The organism is Phenylobacterium sp. SCN 70-31 (genome assembly GCF_001724605.1).
Classification (GTDB): domain Bacteria; phylum Pseudomonadota; class Alphaproteobacteria; order Caulobacterales; family Caulobacteraceae; genus Phenylobacterium.
In genome coordinates this window covers 51025-68090 of record NZ_MEEX01000012.1, presented here as the reverse complement: position 1 = coordinate 68090, position 17066 = coordinate 51025, and the positions used below count along the sequence as shown (strand labels likewise).

General features: G+C 70.8%; 19 protein-coding genes and 1 other RNA gene. 10 read left to right on the top strand and 10 right to left on the bottom strand.

The genetic code is table 11. The annotated features are described in order from the left end of the window. Positions 1 to 37: 37 nt before the first annotated feature. On the top strand, positions 38 to 697 hold the full coding sequence (locus ABS78_RS11115) for a PEPxxWA-CTERM sorting domain-containing protein (RefSeq protein ID WP_293378626.1): 660 nt from the start codon (positions 38 to 40) through the stop codon (positions 695 to 697). Here the strand turns inward: ABS78_RS11115 and ABS78_RS11110 are convergent. The 8 genes from ABS78_RS11110 to ABS78_RS11075 form a co-directional block, all read right to left on the bottom strand. Continuing rightward, positions 684 to 1454: a C13 family peptidase gene (locus ABS78_RS11110; protein ID WP_293378623.1), complete on the bottom strand. Its 771-nt coding sequence runs from the start codon at positions 1452 to 1454 to the stop codon at positions 684 to 686. The genes ABS78_RS11115 and ABS78_RS11110 overlap by 14 nt on opposite strands. Before the next feature lie 10 nt (positions 1455 to 1464). Continuing rightward, complete coding sequence (locus ABS78_RS11105; RefSeq protein ID WP_293378620.1) at positions 1465 to 1935, bottom strand: PaaI family thioesterase; 471 nt, start codon at positions 1933 to 1935, stop codon at positions 1465 to 1467. Positions 1936 to 1939: 4 nt separating this feature from the next. Further along, positions 1940 to 2434, bottom strand: coding sequence for an SspB family protein (locus tag ABS78_RS11100; protein ID WP_293378617.1), 495 nt, complete (start codon positions 2432 to 2434; stop codon positions 1940 to 1942). 110 nt (positions 2435 to 2544) lie between these two features. After that, positions 2545 to 3564, bottom strand: coding sequence for an NAD(P)-dependent alcohol dehydrogenase (locus ABS78_RS11095; protein WP_293378614.1), 1020 nt, complete (start codon positions 3562 to 3564; stop codon positions 2545 to 2547). A 206-nt stretch (positions 3565 to 3770) separates the two neighbouring features. After that, positions 3771 to 4129, bottom strand: a transfer-messenger RNA (tmRNA) gene (gene ssrA, locus ABS78_RS11090). After that, a complete protein-coding gene (locus tag ABS78_RS11085; protein WP_293378611.1) occupies positions 4107 to 5132 on the bottom strand; it encodes a hypothetical protein in 1026 nt (341 codons plus the stop codon). The genes ssrA and ABS78_RS11085 overlap by 23 nt, the downstream gene beginning before the upstream one ends. A gap of 46 nt (positions 5133 to 5178) precedes the next feature. Then, on the bottom strand, positions 5179 to 5733 hold the full coding sequence (ilvN, locus tag ABS78_RS11080; protein ID WP_293378608.1) for an acetolactate synthase small subunit: 555 nt from the start codon (positions 5731 to 5733) through the stop codon (positions 5179 to 5181). A gap of 32 nt (positions 5734 to 5765) precedes the next feature. Further along, entirely contained in the window at positions 5766 to 6773 is a 1008-nt protein-coding gene (locus ABS78_RS11075) for a DUF4262 domain-containing protein (RefSeq protein ID WP_293378605.1), read from the bottom strand. 99 nt (positions 6774 to 6872) lie between these two features. Here ABS78_RS11075 and ABS78_RS11070 point away from each other — a divergent pair, with 99 nt between their 5' ends. Together ABS78_RS11070 and ABS78_RS11065 are read left to right on the top strand one after the other, a co-directional pair. Beyond that, entirely contained in the window at positions 6873 to 7649 is a 777-nt protein-coding gene (locus tag ABS78_RS11070) for a short-chain dehydrogenase/reductase (RefSeq protein WP_293378602.1), read from the top strand. Between the two features lie 26 nt (positions 7650 to 7675). After that, positions 7676 to 8353, top strand: coding sequence for a hypothetical protein (locus tag ABS78_RS11065; RefSeq protein ID WP_293378600.1), 678 nt, complete (start codon positions 7676 to 7678; stop codon positions 8351 to 8353). A 52-nt stretch (positions 8354 to 8405) separates the two neighbouring features. Here the strand turns inward: ABS78_RS11065 and ABS78_RS11060 are convergent, their stop codons facing one another. Next, on the bottom strand, positions 8406 to 9266 hold the full coding sequence (locus ABS78_RS11060; protein ID WP_293378598.1) for a hypothetical protein: 861 nt from the start codon (positions 9264 to 9266) through the stop codon (positions 8406 to 8408). 701 nt (positions 9267 to 9967) lie between these two features. Here ABS78_RS11060 and ABS78_RS11055 point away from each other — a divergent pair. The 5 genes from ABS78_RS11055 (at position 9968) to ABS78_RS11035 (ending at position 13640) form a co-directional block, all read left to right on the top strand. Continuing rightward, positions 9968 to 10606, top strand: coding sequence for a hypothetical protein (locus ABS78_RS11055; RefSeq protein WP_293378595.1), 639 nt, complete (start codon positions 9968 to 9970; stop codon positions 10604 to 10606). 335 nt (positions 10607 to 10941) lie between these two features. Continuing rightward, positions 10942 to 12159: an RtcB family protein gene (locus tag ABS78_RS11050; protein WP_293378592.1), complete on the top strand. Its 1218-nt coding sequence runs from the start codon at positions 10942 to 10944 to the stop codon at positions 12157 to 12159. Between the two features lie 122 nt (positions 12160 to 12281). Further along, positions 12282 to 12662 (top strand): nuclear transport factor 2 family protein, encoded by a 381-nt coding sequence (locus tag ABS78_RS11045; RefSeq protein ID WP_293378587.1) that lies wholly within the window; start codon positions 12282 to 12284, stop codon positions 12660 to 12662. 43 nt (positions 12663 to 12705) lie between these two features. After that, positions 12706 to 13041: a DUF6665 family protein gene (locus tag ABS78_RS11040; protein ID WP_293378584.1), complete on the top strand. Its 336-nt coding sequence runs from the start codon at positions 12706 to 12708 to the stop codon at positions 13039 to 13041. Between the two features lie 77 nt (positions 13042 to 13118). Beyond that, entirely contained in the window at positions 13119 to 13640 is a 522-nt protein-coding gene (locus tag ABS78_RS11035; protein ID WP_293378581.1) for a DUF1993 domain-containing protein, read from the top strand. Between the two features lie 21 nt (positions 13641 to 13661). Here the strand turns inward: ABS78_RS11035 and ybaK are convergent, their stop codons facing one another. Next, positions 13662 to 14132 (bottom strand): Cys-tRNA(Pro) deacylase, encoded by a 471-nt coding sequence (gene ybaK / locus ABS78_RS11030; protein WP_293378578.1) that lies wholly within the window; start codon positions 14130 to 14132, stop codon positions 13662 to 13664. 162 nt (positions 14133 to 14294) lie between these two features. Here ybaK and ABS78_RS11025 point away from each other — a divergent pair, with 162 nt between their 5' ends. Together ABS78_RS11025 and ABS78_RS11020 are read left to right on the top strand one after the other, a co-directional pair. After that, positions 14295 to 14858, top strand: coding sequence for a biliverdin-producing heme oxygenase (locus tag ABS78_RS11025; RefSeq protein WP_293378575.1), 564 nt, complete (start codon positions 14295 to 14297; stop codon positions 14856 to 14858). After that, positions 14851 to 17049: a histidine kinase dimerization/phosphoacceptor domain -containing protein gene (locus ABS78_RS11020; protein ID WP_293378572.1), complete on the top strand. Its 2199-nt coding sequence runs from the start codon at positions 14851 to 14853 to the stop codon at positions 17047 to 17049. The genes ABS78_RS11025 and ABS78_RS11020 overlap by 8 nt, the downstream gene beginning before the upstream one ends. Positions 17050 to 17066 lie beyond the last annotated feature (17 nt).

The window sequence follows — 17066 nt, the reverse complement described above, 5'->3', positions numbered from 1 at the left end:
ATCGGCGATCTGACACGCCTCGTCGCGGAGTTCCCGCATGGCCCTGCGCCGCCCGATCGTCGCCTCGCTCGCCGCCGCCTTCGCCGCCGCCGTCCTGGCGGCGCCCGCCCAGGCCGCCACCTTCCAGAACGGAAGCTTCGAGGACATCGTCTCCAACTGGACGGCCGACCCCAGCCTCGTCCAGACGTTCACCGAGTTCAATCACCGCAACGAGGCGGGCGAGGTCACCTACACTTACCTGCCGGTGGACGGGCTGCTGCTGGGGGTGCTGACCGCCCCTTATGAGGCCGATACCCCGTTCGTGATCAGCCAGACCTTCACCACCGTAGGCGGCCTGTTCTCGGGGTGGGCCGCGTTCTCGGGCGGCGACGCCCTGCCGTGGAACGACGCGGCGTTCGTGCGCCTCGTCGGCCCGGGCGGGATCGTCAACCTCTTCACCTCCGACATCGCCGGCGTCGGCGACTACGGGCATACGCCCTGGAACCCGTTCTCGGTGGTGCTGGCCGCCGGAACGTACACCTTCGAGGCGGGCGTCTCGAACGCTTCGGACCCGTTCGATCCCAGTTTCCTGATCCTGGACGGCATCACCCTGGCGGAAGTTCCCGAGCCGGGGACCTGGGCCCTGATGCTCACCGGCTTCTTCGGCCTGGGCGCAGCGCTGCGCCGTCGCCGTGCGCGGGCGCTCAATCCGGCCTGAGGCCCTTCTCGAAGGCGTACAGCGGCAGCATCGGCCGAAGCTGCGGGCCCACCCAGATCTGCGGCTCGGACGGCGGGGTCATCTTCTCCGCGGCCTCGCGCATGCGCACGCATTCCTTCACGGCTCCGGCCAGTCCGCTGAAGTCCCGCGTGTTGGGCATGGACGACAGGAAGCAGTCGTCGAAGAAGGGATACTTGTTGTCCTGGCCGCAGCCGAACGAGGTCCGGTCGGGCCGCGCCGCCGTCAGCACCATGCGGTTCGGCTTGGCCAGCGCCGGCACGTAGACTCCCGAGAAGCAGGCCGAGATCACCACCACGGTCGGGCGATCTCCGCACGTCTGGTCCAGCATGCTGGCCAGCATGGCGGGGCGCAGGATGCCCTGGTCCACCTGCGCCCCCTGCGGCAGACCGTGCGACGTGAGATAGAAGAGGCAGCCGCTGCGCGCGCGGCCGACCCCCTCGACCAGCGCGTTGTAGATGGCCCGGACGTCCGATTTCTCGGGCCGGGTGTCGCTGTAGCGTTCCGGCCGCACCGAGAACTGGCGGATGTTGCCCGCCTGGAATCCGGCCTGGCCCAGCGCCAGGGTCACGTCGCGGCGCGCGTTGTCGAAGCCTTCGGTGGGGCCGCCGTCGGCCGCGTGCCAGTCGCCAGCCACCACCACCGCGGCCCAGTCGGCGAAGGCCGGCGCGGCGAAGACCGGCGCCCCGCCCGCCGCCGCCAGCCAGAGGCCTGCGAAGAGGGAGAGGAGCCGGGCCAAGGAGCGAGGCCTACTTCTTGTACTTCTGGAAGGGGGTGGGAATGGCCGTGCCCGTGGCCTTGGCCAGCAGCCGGCCTTCGGGATCGTAGAGTTCGCCCTCGGTGAACGCCACCTGGCGACCCCACTTCACGACCTTGCCGATCCCCTTGATCTTCCCGGGCTGTCCGGGGCGCAGGAAGCTGGTCTTCATCTCCAGCGTCGGGGCCACCGCGGTCATGCCCGAAGCCACCATGCAGGCCACGCTCATCGCCTCGTCCAGCATGGCGCAGAGATACCCGCCCTGGATCTGCTTCATCGGATTGAGGAGAAGTTCGGCCTTGGCGTCGAACTCGACTTCCACCGAACGCTCGGCCTGGTTCACGGCCACCATCCGGAAGCCCAGGGTCTGAGATCCTGTGGGCTGGTTCTTGGTCCGCAGGAAGCGCGCCAGGATGGCTTCGTCCGTCAGCGTCTCCGCCTCGGGGCTCGCGACGTCGGTCATACGGTCATTTCTTCCGGAACTGGTCGAGGGAAACGATGGTGGCCTCGCCCTTGGGGGGCTCCTCGGCCTGGGGTTCGGCCCTGGCGTCCGACTTGGGCTCGGGGCGGGCCTCGGACGGCGCCGACGGCGGCGGCTCGAACTGCAACAGGAACTGCACCGAGGGATCGTAGAACCGGGTGATGGCCGCATACGGGATCGACAGCCGCTTGGGCTGGCCGCCGAACTGTAGCGTCACGGAGAAGAACGTCTCGCCCGGCGCCAGATCCCAGTACTGGTGCTGGAGCACGATGGTCATCTCGTCCGGATACTTCGACAGCAGATCGACCGGTCCCGACACCCCCGCCGCGTCGGTCTTGAACGTGATGTAGAAATGGTGCGAGCCGGGCAGCCCTTCGGGCGACGCGGCGCGCTTCAGCGAGGCCTTGGCCACGCCGCGCAGGGCGTCCTGGGCCATCGCCTCGTAGTTCATCAGATCCTGAACCGGCGGCTCCTGGGCCACGCCATCACTCCGAGCGGGGGACAATCCTGTGAAGGTAGCGCCTGCCGCGGCCTGCGCAAAGGCCGCTGGCGGAAATCTCGCCCGGCGCCGGGCGTGGTGCGGCGCGGCGGTCAGTCGCCCACGCGCACGACGATCTTCCCCACATGCCGCGCCGCCTGGAGGTGCGCGAACGCGTCGCGCGCCTCGTCGAAGCCGAACACCCGGTCGATCACCGGCGAGAGGCCGGCCCCGCTCCAGGCCCGGACCAGATCCTCCAGCGCGGCCCGGTCGCCGACGCCGATCGAGCGGACGATGGCGTTGCTGCCCTTCAGGAGGAAATAGTCGATGCCGGGGTTGGCCTCGCTCAGGAAGCCGATCAGCACCACCTCGCCGCCGGGACGCACCGCGCGCAGCGATTCCCCGACCGTCGCCGGGCCGCCCACCTCCACCACGCAGTCCACGCCGGCGCCGCCGGTCAGCGCCTTGCGGACGTGGCGGCCCCACTCCGGGATCTCGACGTAGTTCACCACCTCGTCGGCGCCCAGCGCGCGCAGGCGTTCGGCCTTGGCCGCCCCGGACGTCGTCGAGATCACCCGTGCGCCCATCGCCTTGGCCAGTTGCAGGGCGAAGATCGAGACCCCGCCCGTCCCCAGGGTCAGCACCGTCGAGCCGGCGCGCACCGGCGTCTGGCCCGACAGCGCGGTCCAGGCCGTGGTGGCCGCGCAGGGCAGGGTGGCGCCGTCCTCGAACGAGATCCCGTCGGGCAACGGGATCACCGCCTCCTGCGAGACGACCTTGTACTCGGTGAGCCAGCCGTCGGCGCCGCTGCCATAGGTCTGCATGGCCACGCCCTTCGGCGGCCGGCCGCCGAACCAGCGGGGGTGGAAGATGCTGATGACCCGGTCGCCGGGGCGGAAGGCGGTCACGCCTTCGCCGACCGCCACGATCTCGCCGGCCGCGTCGCTGCACGGCACGAGCCCCGGAATGGCGTCCCACACATAGCGGCCCAGGATCACGGCGATGTCGCGATAGTTCAGCGAGACGGCGCGGACGCGGACCAGCACCTCGCCCCGCTGGGGTTCCCCGACGGGTTCGTCCCGCGCGCGCAGGCTGTCGAGACTGTCGGGCTTGTCGAAGCGATAGGCGCGCATGGTCGACCCTTTTGCGGATGAGGCGGAGGATTCTGTCGCCCCGCTCGCCGCATTGTTCAACCGGGAACGGGACCAGAGCGCCCCCTGAGCGGCCTGAAAGAGAGGAGGGCGCCTCTGCGCGGGTGTGGAAGGTGGAGGGCTTCTGTTGCCAGGCGCCCCCTGAACGGGTCTGGAAGAGAGGAGGGCGCCTTTGCGCGGGAGTGGAAAGTGGAGGGCTTCTGTTGCCAGGCGCCCTCCGGGCCCCGCCTAGGGATCTGAACCCCTAGGACTTGGTTCGGATGTTACCGGACCGCATTACGCAGCCAGGCGAACTTCCTCAGCGAAGTTATCGTTCGCATTTGGTTTAAGACCCGGAACGGTGGGTCAGGCCGAGAGAAAGCAACGCCTTTAGACGTCTGTCGATGCTGATCGGCCCCGCACTGCCCGGCGATAACCCGGGGAAGATTGGTGGAGCCGCCGGGAATCGCACCCGGGTCCAGTCCGCTTATTATGCGCGCGTTTATCTCCATAGTCGGGCGAACCCGACGCCCCACATATAGACCCTAAGGTCCGGGAATTGAAGGCGCCGCAGAAGGCGCCGCAGTCAGGCGATCCGGAGCGGGGGTCGGCGGCTCCGGCTCCTGTTCGGGCGCGCCCTCTCGTCCGGGGGCCGGGCGCGGCGCGTCCGGGTTGGGCTTGAGCCGTCCGCCGTCCGCCAGCAGCCGGGCGTGCGCCTGCCGTGCGGCCGAGAAATCGGCGCCGCGCGGGAAGACCGCGTCGAAACGGCCGTCGTGGCCCAGGCCCGCGCCCATCACTGCCTCCAGCACGTCCGCAGCCTCGCCCACCTCGGCCGGATCGCAGGCGCGCCGCAGGGTGACGGTCCGGCCGGGAACGGCCATCACCAGATCGTAGGCGGTTCCGTCCAGGCAGACGGCGTCGGCCGCCCCCGGCTCCTCCACCCGCACGTCGCGCGGCGACGTCCACAGCGCCTGGCGCGTCAGCGCCCGGAACCGGGCCGCCGCATCCTCGGGCAGCGCCGCGTCGAAGCCCATCCGCCGGCCGATCAGCGCGTCGCAGCAGGCCAGGCCTGCGCGCCCCTGGACGAACGCCCGACCGTCGCCGCGGACGGTCACCCGGACCACGGCCTGCCGCACGTCGCCTGAGGGCCGGGCCCACACCTCCAGCACCGCCTCGTCCCGCCGCAGGACCTGCCACTGCAGGGGCTTCAGCCCCCAGAGGCGATAGGTGGACGGATCGACGCCGCCGACGGGCTCGGGCAGGCGCTCGCCCCGCCGAAGACGTCGGTCGCCCAGGGGGTCGGCCGCCTCGGGCGGAACCGGCCGCTTGTCCGTCCACCAGGTCTGCGGGTCCGGGGCGGGAAACGGCCAGACCTCGGCCTCCGCGGGAGACAGGTCGTCCGGCGGCGGCCGCGGCCCTTCCGGCAAGGCGGGCGCCTTGCGCGGGATGGGGACGATCAGCGGGATCTGGCCATACGCCGGCGCGCTCTGGGCCAGGGTCGCGAGGAGGCCCGTGGCCAATCCGATGGCCAGTCCGATGGAGGGGACGGCGGAGGCGGCGCGAAAGAACACGCCGTCGAAAGAGCCTCAGGTTTGCGCCGGTTCCGTGGCGCGGTTCTCAGAAGACCTCGACGCCCCGTTGCAGCGACAGCACGCCGGTGCGCGACACCTCGACCAGCCCCAGCGGTCGCATCAGGCCCACGAACTTGTCGACCTTGGACGACGCACCGGTGATCTCGAAGACGAAGCTCTCGTGCGTGGTGTCCACCACCTTGGCGCGGAAGATGTCGGCGACGCGCAGCGCCTCCACCCGCTCGACGCCCGTTCCGCGCACCTTCACCAAGGCCAGCTCGCGCTCCAGGCCGTTGGGGTCGCGGGTCACGTCCTGCACGTGGCGGGTCGAGACCATCTTCTGGAGCTGCGCCTCGATCTGGCCCAGCACCTGGACGGTGCCGCGGGTCACGATGGTGATCCGGCTGGTGTGAGCCTGGCCGTCGGTCTCGGCCACCGTCAGGCTGTCGATGTTGTAGCCCCGCGCCGCGAACAGGCCGACCACCCGGTGCAGAACCCCCGGCTCGTTGTCCACCAGCACCGCGAAGGTGGCGCGGCTCTCCTCCTGGTCGGCGTGGGAGAGGTCGTAGACGGAAGCGGGCTGGGGTGCGGGGTCGGTCATGCGGCGGGTCCTCGGCGATCGGCGCTCAGGTGTCACATGCGCATCAGGGCCGCAAGCGGTCCTCGCTCGAGCTGCGTCGGGTCGAAGGGTTCGAACAGGAGCGGCTGGCTCTCCCGGACCTTGCAGCCGGGGTCCCAGGGATAACGCCCGTCGTGGTCCGGCAGGAACAGCTGATAGGTCTCGATCGCCTCGCGCCGGCCTGTCCGATGCTCGTGCCGCAGCTTGGCCAGGAAGAACACGTTCAGCGCCGCGTGCTGGCTCTCGTGCACCCGACGCCAGCAGCACTCGAATCCCAGGGCGTCCCAGCGCAGCCCGTCCTCGAGCACCAGATCGCCGCGCGCCAGATAGGCCGGCGCCTCGTTGAGCATGTTCGCGGCGCCGTCGGCGGACGGCAGGATGGCGATCAACTCGGGGTGTCCCAGCGCGGACAGCCCGATCGTGTAGGCCCATTTCAGTTCCGGGACGTCGACCATCCGTATCGACCAGCCCCGTTCGTCGGCCAGCCGGAGAGCCTCCCGGTCGGGAGATGACAGAGGCCCCGGCCCGTAGTTCTCGGCGGGAAGATAGAGCGCCGGCTGCCTGTAGCGCAGTCGTTCGTCGTAGCCCGCCTCCCACGGAAACCGTCCCCCGCCGTCCCGGACCACCAGCTGGAACGCCCGGAAGGGGCCGTCCTTCCCCGCGCGGGCGCATCGTTCGACGCCGGCGGCGAACCAGCCGTCGGCCGCATCCGCCTGAGTCGGATGGACCTCCCGCCAGACGCCGATCACCTCGCCTTCCGGTGTCCATGCCTCCCCGTCCTTCATCGTGAGGTCGCCCCTCTCGATCGACCTGTAGATCTCCCGCAACAAGGCGTTGGCGTCGTCCTGACGGACATCGAACACGATGACCTCGGGCTGACCCAGCCGGTCCTCGAAACCTATGCTGTAGGCCCACGATGGCGAGGCCCGGAAGTCGCCGACATAGATGGCCGTCCAGCCATGCCGCCGGATGCGCGCCTCGATGTCCCGCATGTGCCAGTCGCGCCGCAGCTTCTCGAACATGCTCCCTCCGTTTCGGAACAATTCAGGAACATGATGAGCCTGTCAACACTTGAGCCGGGAGTCCGATCAGGCTCTTCTGCCGGGACGGAGGAATATCGCATGGACCTCAACCTCGCGGGCCGGACGGTCCTGATCACGGGCGCGTCCAAGGGCATCGGCGCCGCCGCGGCCGAGGCCTTCGCCGAGGAGGGCTGCCACCTGATCCTCGCCGCCCGCAGCGCCGAGGCCCTGGACGCCCTCTGCGAGCGCCTGAGCGGCGGGTACGGGGTCCAGGCCCGCGCCGTCCCCACCGACCTGCGCGATCCGGCTCAGCTCGCCGCCCTGGCCGAGGCGGGCCGCGACGCCGACGTCCTGGTCAACAACGCCGGCGACATCCCCGGCGGCACGCTGGAGGACGTGGACGAGGCGCGCTGGCGCCACGCCTGGGAGCTGAAGGTCTTCGGCTACATCAACCTCACCCGCGCCATCTACGCCCACATGAAGGCCCGCGGCCGCGGCGTGATCGTCAACGACATCGGCGCGGCCGGCGAACGCATGGACGCCAGCTACATCGCCGGCTCCACCGGCAACGCGGCCCTCTACGCCTTCACCCGCGCGCTGGGCGGCCGGGCGTTGCGCGACGGCGTCCGCGTGGTCGGGGTCAGTCCCGGTCCGGTCGAGACCGACCGCCTGGTCGCGCGCATGAAGGCCGCCGCCCGGACGCGCTTCGGCGACGAGACCCGCTTCCGCGAGCTGATGGCCGGCTATCCCCTCGGCCGTGCGGCCAAGCCCCGCGAGATCGCCGACCTCATGGCCTTCCTCGCCTCCGATCGCTCCGCCTACACCACCGGCGTCGTCTTCACCGTCGACGGCGGCTTCAGCGCCAATCCGGGGTAGGGCGGCCGGCCTTCCGGACCCTACGGATGCAGGCGCGCGCTCAGCTCCGCCTCGATCCGATCCGCGACGTCGCCCGCACCCAGGCCGCTCGCGCCTGCGGAAAGCCCCGCATCGACACGTCGGACCGGCTTGGCCATGCTGGCGCCGTGGGCCGGCGGGGGGTCATGGAGACGACGAGCGAGCGGGTGATCCGGGGCGGCCGGTCGACGGCGGGCGTGGCCGCGTTCGGGCTGATGCTCGCCGCTCTGCTGACGCTGTGGGGCCTGGGGCGACCGTCGGACGGCGCCCAGGCGGCCATCGGCGTTGCGGCCTCTGCGATGTTCGGCGCGATGGGGCTCCTCGCCCTGGCGGCCTTCCTGCGGCCGCCGCGGCTGATCCTCACCCCGGAGGCTCTGATCCACGTCCATCCCTATGGCGCGGCGCGGCGGATCGGCTGGCGCGACATCGAGCGGTTCGAGACCTTCAGGGGCGACTACGCCACCCACCGCAGCGCGCCGGCGGTGGTGATGTACGAGCTGCGGACCGGGGTCGCGGCGCCCGGACCGCTGGCGCCGGTCTACCGCGCCTGCCTGCGCCTCGACGGCGCGCTCGTGGGGTCGTGGGACACCGGCCCCGAGGACCTCCTCAGGCTCCTCGAAGGCCATCGTCGCGACGCTCGCCATCTTCCCTGGACGCCGTCTTCCCGGGGCGAGAGCGTTCGGTGAGCGCCCGCACCGGCCTCGCCGCGCGGGATGGGAACCGACCGAACGTGGCCGGTCAGTTCGGCGCCGCGTACGTTGGGTTCATCCTCTGCCAGCCGTCCGGGGGCGTGCCGCCGTCCGGCACCGCGACCACGTTGCCCCGGCCGTCGGTGTAGCCCGTCGATCCATAGGGAATGCGGGTCTGCACGCCCGCGCCGTTCACCGTGGTGCCCTCGTAGACGTAGTCGTTGAACCGGCCGGTGCTGCGTTCGGCGGACGCCTGACCGTTCGCCCAGGCCTGGTTCTGGGCGGCATAGCTCTCCTGCCGCGCCTGGTGCGCCGCCTGGCCGGCGGCGGCCTGCGCGCCCAGCCGCGCCATGTTGTTCGCGTGGTTGGCGTTCATCTGCGACCGCCAGGCGTCCATCTGCGCCGAGGCCTGCGCCCCCTGCTGCATCACCTGGGCGCTCTCGGCATACGCCTTGAAGATCCGCTGCGACAGGCTGTTGTACGCCGCGCAGGCCTGCTGGACCCCCGAGCGGCACCCCTGCGCCGTCTGGTTGAGCTGCTGGCTGAAGCCGGGGAACTGGCCGAGGGTCTGGCACGCCAGCGTGTTGCCGCTCTGGCACTGCTGCTGCCGGATGGCGTACAGCCCTTGCAACGCCTGCTGGGCCTCGTTCTCGGGGGCCTGTTGGGGTCCGCCCTGGGCCACCTGCTGCGGGCCGCCCGATGGCCCGTACTGCGGCATCCCTTGAGGACCACCCTGCGCAACCTGCTGCGGCCCGCCCTGATAGACCGGCTGCGGCGCCCCCTGCGGGGGCGCTCCCGGGAAGGGCGCGTTCTGGAAAGCCGTCTGCGGGTCCCGCTGCGCCGTCGCCTCGCCGCCGCCGCTGCACGCCGCCACGGCCAGTAGAAGACCCCCGAGGAAGAACGCCCTCATGCCGAAACCCCCAACCTTCGCGATCCCGCGAAGCTAGCGGCCCCATCGCCGCCGAGTCCAGCCGAGACCCGCAACGGCGCGCGAAACTGGATTTCGGAGGCCTCGCGCCGAAACTCCACCCTAGTTCCAGACTTCCCGTGAAGCGTTCCGCTCGCGGAGGATCAGGTACGGACCCTGTCGGTCGACGGCGAGGCGGCCCACCACATACCCCGACGTCGTGAATAGTCCTTTGGGACCGCGGAAAAAGTTGGAGCACGATGTGACGACTTCGAGGTACGCGGGAAGGCGTTTCGGGAGCCTTGGTCCGCGGAAGACGTTGCGCACCTCCAGAGCGCCAACAAGGAAGCCTCGAGGGCTATCGGTTGTCGGCCTCAGATCCGGTCCGGGCTTTTCACCGGACAGTATTCCTTGGGCGATCGTGGAAAATTGGTCGCCAGTCGGTGGTGTCGGCCGCTCAACGAAGATCAGGTCGTCTCCTCCAACCCGGCATGCGCTGGCTGGCGTTGCAGCGGCCAGCAAGCCCACGGACAGCAGCAGGAGGATGCGCATTTCATTCCAATTGTATCCACTCTGAGTAAGGACCACAAAAGCTCGATTTCGGACCAGCCCCTCGACGTGTGATGCAAGGTCCGGGTCGAGCCGGGTGCGGGCGCCGATGCGCCGCCTTGACGGTTGCGCTGTTTGTTCTATATTTGTTCTAAATGACCGACGCCTCGACCCAGCTCTTGGAACTGCGCGAATGCGCCTATCGGCTGGGTCTGGTCTTCGGCGCCGAGGCCGAGGGCGCCTTGACGACGGCGCAGCGCGTGGCGGCCTACGAACTCTTCAACCGCTGCTTCTTCTCGGTCCGCGTGGCCATCGCGCTGGACCTGCGCCTGCGCCAGGAAGCCAGGCGCGTCGCCGATGGGACGGCGCGGCCCGAAGGTCCTGAATGCGAGGCCTCCCAACATGAGGCGCCGGAGCGCGAACGTCCGGAACGCGAGCCTCCGGAACAGGAGCGCTACGACGAGCGCGACCGCGACCGCGAGGTCGAGCGCGCCAGCTTCCCCCTGCTCCTGCGCACGCTGGAAGGCGTCGTCGCCGACGCCGAGGCCTGCCTTCCCGGCCCGCCGCCGGCCGAACTTCCCACCCTGCGAGAGCTTCTCGCCCGGGTGACGGCTCCGTCCGGGGACAGGTCGCCGCACCGCGCCCCCGCGCCGGCCGCCCTCCGTGCGCGTCTGGCGGGCTCGGCGGCGTCCGGCCCAGTTTCGTCCGCTCCAGTTTCATCCGGCCCATCGACGCCGCCACGCACGCCGCCCGCCGATCCGTCGAGGCGATGGCCCACCGGCCCGCCCGGATGACCGTGGTTCTGCGGCCACAGCGCGTGGCCAAGGTTGGTTTCATCTGAAACAGGGCTTTTGCCGACGTCGGCGAACGTGGTATCGGCGCCGCCCTCGAGGATGAGAGCCATGTCGAAGATCGCCTTCTACAGCATGCCTGCCACCCAACTCGACCGCCAGGTCGAGCGGAATGGCGTGCGCGCGTGGGAGGACGCTTCGGTCTAGGTCTCAGCCATCCTTGAGATCGCCCGAAAGAACCCCTCCCGGCCCGGCCGCGGAGGGGTTCTTCGTTTCGGAAGGACGCTTCGCCCGCCGCGGGGGGCCGGGAGGAACAGGAAGTTCCAGGAGAATGTCCGATGAGCGGATTTGAAGTGATCGAAAGCGAAGCCGGCCTGATCAAGGCGTGGACGCGCGGCGTCCAGGTCGAGGACAGCGCCAGGGCGCAACTGCGCAACGTCGCGGGCCTGCCGTTCATCCACCGCCATGTCGCGGTGATGCCGGACGTGCACTGGGGCATGGGCGCGACCGTGGGCTCCGTGATCCCGACGCTCGGCGCCATCATCCCGGCGGCCGTGGGCGTGGACATCGGTTGCGGCATGATGGCGGTGAAGACCTCCATCCGGGCCGAGCACCTGCCGGACTCGCTCGGGTCGCTGCGCAGCGCGATCGAGGCGGCCGTGCCGCACGGCCGGACCGACAATGGCGGCCGCAACGACGTCGGCGCCCATCGGGGCGACCCGCCGCCGCTCGCGGTCGAGAAGTGGGCCGAACTGGTCGAAGGCTACGACGCCATCGTCGAGCGCGATCCCAAGGCCGCGCACGCCCGGGGCCTCGGCCACCTCGGCACGCTGGGCACGGGCAACCACTTCATCGAGCTCTGCCTCGATGAGGCGGGCGACGTGTGGGTGATGCTGCACTCCGGTTCGCGGGGCGTGGGCAATCGGTTCGGGTCCTACTTCGTCGAACGGGCGAAGAAGGACATGGAGCGGTGGTTCATCCACCTGCCGGACAAGGACCTGGCCTACTTCCCGGAAGGGTCGGACGGCTTCGTGTCCTACATCCGGGCGGTGAGCTGGGCGCAGAAGTACGCCCTGGCCAACCGCGAGGTGATGATGGACCGGGTGCTGGCCGTGCTCCGGGATGCGTTCCCGGACCTGGCGGCCACGGACGTGGCGGTGAACTGCCACCACAATTACGTCACCCAGGAGCGGCACTTCGGCAAGGACGTCTGGCTGACCCGGAAGGGCGCGGTGCGGGCGGGCCTCGGCGACCTCGGGATCATCCCGGGGTCGATGGGGGCGCGGTCCTTTATCGTGCGCGGCAAGGGAAACCCGGACTCGTTCTGCACCTGCTCGCACGGCGCGGGCCGGGCCATGTCCCGGGCCGAGGCCAAGCGCCGGTTCACGCTCGACGACCATGTAGCGGCCACCGCGGCCGTCGAGTGCCGGAAGGACGCCGACGTCATCGACGAGACGCCGATGGCCTACAAGGACATCGACGCCGTCATGGCGGCGCAGGCCGACCTGGTGGAGATCGTGCACACGCTCCGTCAGGTGGTGTGCGTGAAGGGGTAGGGGTTGGGGGCCGGCCGGACGTTCCGGTCGGCCCGAACCCTGAATTCCCGCCACGCTGCTGCCATGACGCTGTCATGAGGCCTGGCCGACAGTGGGGTTCGGAACAGCTTCGGGAGCCCCCCATGACCACCACTGAGACCACCACTCAGACCACCACCCAGGATGTCGCCGACGCCCTCGTGGCGATGTGGAAGGCGGGCCGGTTCGACGAGTCCGGCGAGCGGTACTGGGCCGACGACGTGGTCAGCTACGAGAACATGCCCGGCGACGACATGGGCGAGATCCGCGGCAAGGCCGGGGTCCGGGCCAAGGGCGAGTGGTGGGGCGCCAACCACGAGATCCACGGCGTCGAGATCCAGGGACCCTATCTCAACGGCGACCAGTTCGCCGTGCGCTTCCGCATGGACATCACGCCCAAGGGCGGCGCCCGCCAGGTGCTGGACGAGGTGGGTGTCTACACGATCCGCGAGGGCCGGATCGCCGAGGAGCGGTTCTACTACTGACCCTTGCCAGAGCGCCCTTGCCAGAGCTGCGGCGGAGGCCAACATGGCCGCCATGTCGTCGCTGCGAATGCCCCAGACCTTGGCGATCCAGAGCCTCGGCCGCCGCCTGGGCGACACTGGCGAGGCCGTCCTCCGGTACGAACTGCTCGAGGAGCAGGCCGGCTCGCTGGGCCGCGCCGGCCGCAAGGTCGAGGCGGCCCTCGCCGCCCTGGCGGCCCATCCCGGCGGCGAGGAGCGCGCCGCGGTGCTGAAGGCCGCCTGCGACGCCGTCTGGGGCTTCCTGGTCCAGCGCGAGGTGATGGGGCTCCGCGATCGCGCCGCCGTCGTCGCCCAGTACGGCGTCCCGCGCGAGGTCATGGCTCGCCTCGGCGCGCGCTGATCCGCTGCGCTTCCTATGGCCTGGGGCGCCGTAGCGGAGCCGTGCTACCACCGCTGCGAATCCAAGAGGGGAAATCCATGGCCGTCACGCTCTACGACGCCACCGTCCGTTCGTACCTTCAGACGCTGGGCGGCGTCGCCGGCTACCTCGACAAGGCCCACGCCCACGTCACCGGCCAGGGCGGCGACCCGGAGTCGCTGCTGGAGGCCCGGCTCTACGACGACATGTGGCCGCTGCGCAGCCAGGTGATCGCGACCGTCCACCATGCCCGGGGCGCCATCGCCGGGGTCCAGGCCGGCGCCTTCCGCCCGCCGGCGTTCGACGCGGCCTTCGACTTCGCCGGGCTCCGGAAGCTGGTCGCCGACGCCGTCGCCGAACTCTCGGCGCTCACGCCCGAGGCGGTGAACGCCCTGGAGGACAAGGACCTGGTGTTCGAGCTGGGCCCGCGCCAGATGCCGTTCCGGGGCGCCGACTTCCTGCTGTCGTTCTCCCTGCCCAACTTCCACTTCCACGCCGCCACCGGCTACGACGTGCTGCGGGCGCAGGGCGTGCCGCTGGGCAAGCGCGACTACATGGGCCAGATCCGCTTCAAGGCCTGACGGCGCCCGTCAGGCGCGATCTCAGCTCACGGCCGCGACCACCGCCCCCAGCACCCGCACCAGGTCGGCCGGCGCCAGCCGGACCTGGAGCCCGCGCTGGCCGCCGTTCATGAACGCCTGGGGCAGGGCCGCCGCGTCGGCGTCGATCACGGTGGGCACGGCCTTCTTCTGGCCGAACGGGCTGACCCCGCCCACGCGGTAGCCGGTGATCCGTTCGGCGTCGGCGGGCTTCATCATCTCGGCCGCCTTGCCGCCGAGCGCCGCCGCCAGCCGCTTCATCGAGACCTCGCGGTCCGAGGCCAGCACGACGCAGGCGGGCCGGCCGTCCACCTTGACCATGAGCGTCTTGAGCACCTCGCCGGGCGGCGCGCCCAGCGCCTCGGCCGCCTGGAGGCCCACCCGCTCGGCGTTCGGGTCGTAGGCGTATGTCGCCAGCGCATAGGTCACGCCGGCGGCGTCGAGGGCGCGCGTGGCGGGCGTGGCTCGGCTCATGGGGCGCGCTGATGACGCCCCGCCGGGCCCGGATCAAGCCCCTTCGCCCCAGCGGGTCTGCCGGCGGTCGTCGGGAACGAAATGGCGTTGAGTCGGATTTCCGACCGAACCCGGCGCGCGGGGCCTCTATCCTGCCGCTTGGATTTCCTATCCAGAGCCGGAATGATCAGTGAAGCCCACCGACGCCTGCGCGACGCCACGCGGGCCGATCACGACCGACTCGAACATCGGGTCGACATCCTGCGGCGCATCGCCGAGCCGCAGGCGCGTCGGCGGCTGGTCGAGGGATTCTACGGCCTGCATCGCGACGCGGAGACCGCGATGGCGCCCTGGCTGGCCGATCTCCCCGACCTCGACTTCGCCGCGCGTCGCCGAAGCGCGGTGCTGGCCGGGGACCTGGCCGCCGCGGACGGACGCGCGCCCGACGTCGAGCCGGTCGAATTGGCCGGCCGGCCCGAGGCCCTGGGCCTCATGTACGTCCTGGAAGGCTCCACATTGGGCGGACAGGTGATCCGCCGGGAAGCGGCCCGCACGGGCGTGACCATGACCGGCCTCGGCTTCCTCGATCCCTACGGCGCCGAGACCGGACCCCGTTGGAGGGCGTTCCTGGCGGTCGTCGACGCCTGGGCCGCCGGTGAAGACGACATCGTGTCCCTGATCGCCGGCGCGCGCCGGGGCTTCGCCCTGGCCGAGGCCCGCCTGTGTGGGGTTCCGGCGGTTGGCTGATCCGATACCGCCCCAGAATCCTGACGGCCCGAATGCTGACGTCCCGAATGCTGACGTCGGCGACGCCTGCGCGCGGGAGCCCATCCATATCCCCGGTGCGATCCAGCCGCACGGCGCCCTGCTCGTGGCCGGCCGCACCACCCAGGAGATCACCCACGGCGCCGGCGACGTCGCCGGCCTGCTGGGCGTCCGGGCCTGGATCGGCCGCACGCTCGGCGAGGTCCTGGGCGATGGGCTGGCCCAGCGCATCGCACGAATCACCCAGTCCAGCGCCAGCGGCGGCTACGCCGGGCACGTCGGCGTCGGGGACGGCGTCGTCGCGCCGCTCGACATCTCGGCGCATGTGGATGGAGACCGGCTGATCGTGGAGATCGAGCCCGGCCTCGAGACGCCGCTGCCGGCCACCGCCATCCTGGGCCAGCTCGAGGCTGCCGGCGCCGCCTTCGAGCGCGCCGCGAGCCTCAAGGCGCTGTGCGACCGGGCGGTGGTGGAATTCCGTCGGATCACCGGCTTCGACCGCGTGATGATCTACCGCTTCCTGGACGACAGCGCCGGCGCGGTGCTGGCCGAGGATGTGGCCGAGGGCATGCCCTCGTTCCTGAACCATCACTTTCCTGGGTCGGACATCCCGGCGCAGGCGCGCGCGCTCTATGTCCGCAATCTCGTCCGGGTGATCCCCGACGTCGCCTACGCGCCCGCGGCGCTCGAGCCGGCATGGACCGACGCCCCTCTGGACATGAGCGACTGCGTCCTGCGCTCGGTCTCGCCGGTCCACATGCAGTATCTGCGCAACATGGGGGTTGGCGCCTCGGCCTCGGTCTCGATCGTGATGGATGGCGTCCTCTGGGGCCTCATCGCCTGTCATCATCGCGAGCCGAAGCGGATGCCGTACGACGTGCGCGCCGCGGCGCGCACCCTGGCCGGCGGGTTCGCGCGGCAGGTCAAGGCCAAGGAGGAGGCCGACGGCTATCGCGAACGCCTCCGCCTGCGCGGGCTGGAGGACGAGGTCACCGCGCGGTTCGCCCGAGACGGCGGACTGGACGCCAACCTCGCCGAGGCGGCGCCCACGCTGCGACGCATGCTGGCCGCCGACGGCGTCGTGGCCTTCCGCGCCGGCGAGCTCCATATGGAAGGCGTCCATCCGCCCGAGAGCCAGGTTCTGGATCTGGTCCGGTGGGTCGAGGCCCGCGGGGCCCACCCCGTCGTCACCGACCGGCTGCCCGAGGACTACCCGGCGGCCCGGGCGTTCCAGGCGCAGGCCAGCGGCCTCCTGGCGCTGGTCGTCGCGCCGGACGAACCCTTCGTCATCCTCTGGTTCCGCGCCGAGGAAGTCCAGGTGGTCGAATGGGCCGGCAATCCCCATAAGGCCGTGGCTCTCGGCCCGGACGAGGCCCTGACCCCGCGCGCCTCGTTCGAGGCCTGGCGGGAGACGGTGGAAGGGCGGTCGCGGCCCTGGAGTCTGGCCGAAGTCGACGCCGCGGCGCGCCTGCGCGACACGCTGCTCGAGGCCCGCAGCCATCGTCGACTCCAGGAGCTGAACATCCGCCTGAGCGATGCGGTGCGCGAGAAGGACGGACTGCTCCAGCAGAAGGAACTGCTGATCAAGGAGGTCAACCACCGCATCCAGAACAGCCTTCAGCTGGTCTCCAGCTTCCTGGGTCTCCAGGCGCGGTCGCTGGCCGATCCCAGTATCCACGCCGCCTTCGACGAGGCCCGCCGCCGCCTTCAGGCCGTGGCCCTGGTCCACCGCCGTCTGTATCGCGCCGATCAGATCGAGACGATCGAGCTGGGTCGCTACCTGGAAGAACTGGTGGCCGACATGAACGCGTCCCTGGGCCGCGAGTGGGAGGGACTGGTGACCGTCGAGGCCAGCCCGCTCCTGGTTCCCACCGACCGCGCGGTGACGCTGGGCCTGGTGGTGACCGAACTCGTCATCAACGCCAACAAGTACGCGTATGGCGGCGCGCCGGGCCCCGTCCAGGTGACGCTGGAGGCCCAGCGGACCAATCTGCGCGTGGTCGTGGCCGACCAGGGCCAGGGCAAGCAGGCGCCCGGCGAAGGCTTCGGCAGCCGTATGATGACCGCCATGGTCCGCCAGCTTCAGGGCGAACTGGTGTTCGCGGACAACCGGCCCGGCCTGCGCGCCATCCTGACCTGCCCGGTGGCGGCGCCCATCCAGCCGGCGACATAGCCGTCCGGGCTCCCGTT

Coding starts and splice junctions, on each gene's coding strand:
- ABS78_RS11065 (WP_293378600.1), top strand. CDS start 7,676: ATGCAGGCGCGCGCTCAGCTCCGCCTCGATCCGATCCGCGACGTCGCC.
- ABS78_RS11025 (WP_293378575.1), top strand. CDS start 14,295: ATGATCAGTGAAGCCCACCGACGCCTGCGCGACGCCACGCGGGCCGAT.
- ABS78_RS11095 (WP_293378614.1), bottom strand. CDS start 3,564: ATGCGCGCCTATCGCTTCGACAAGCCCGACAGTCTCGACAGCCTGCGC.
- ABS78_RS11105 (WP_293378620.1), bottom strand. CDS start 1,935: ATGACCGACGTCGCGAGCCCCGAGGCGGAGACGCTGACGGACGAAGCC.
- ABS78_RS11115 (WP_293378626.1), top strand. CDS start 38: ATGGCCCTGCGCCGCCCGATCGTCGCCTCGCTCGCCGCCGCCTTCGCC.
- ABS78_RS11045 (WP_293378587.1), top strand. CDS start 12,282: ATGACCACCACTGAGACCACCACTCAGACCACCACCCAGGATGTCGCC.
- ABS78_RS11040 (WP_293378584.1), top strand. CDS start 12,706: ATGGCCGCCATGTCGTCGCTGCGAATGCCCCAGACCTTGGCGATCCAG.
- ABS78_RS11060 (WP_293378598.1), bottom strand. CDS start 9,266: ATGAGGGCGTTCTTCCTCGGGGGTCTTCTACTGGCCGTGGCGGCGTGC.
- ABS78_RS11070 (WP_293378602.1), top strand. CDS start 6,873: ATGGACCTCAACCTCGCGGGCCGGACGGTCCTGATCACGGGCGCGTCC.
- ABS78_RS11055 (WP_293378595.1), top strand. CDS start 9,968: ATGACCGACGCCTCGACCCAGCTCTTGGAACTGCGCGAATGCGCCTAT.
- ABS78_RS11035 (WP_293378581.1), top strand. CDS start 13,119: ATGGCCGTCACGCTCTACGACGCCACCGTCCGTTCGTACCTTCAGACG.
- ABS78_RS11050 (WP_293378592.1), top strand. CDS start 10,942: ATGAGCGGATTTGAAGTGATCGAAAGCGAAGCCGGCCTGATCAAGGCG.
- ybaK (WP_293378578.1), bottom strand. CDS start 14,132: ATGAGCCGAGCCACGCCCGCCACGCGCGCCCTCGACGCCGCCGGCGTG.
- ABS78_RS11075 (WP_293378605.1), bottom strand. CDS start 6,773: ATGTTCGAGAAGCTGCGGCGCGACTGGCACATGCGGGACATCGAGGCG.
- ilvN (WP_293378608.1), bottom strand. CDS start 5,733: ATGACCGACCCCGCACCCCAGCCCGCTTCCGTCTACGACCTCTCCCAC.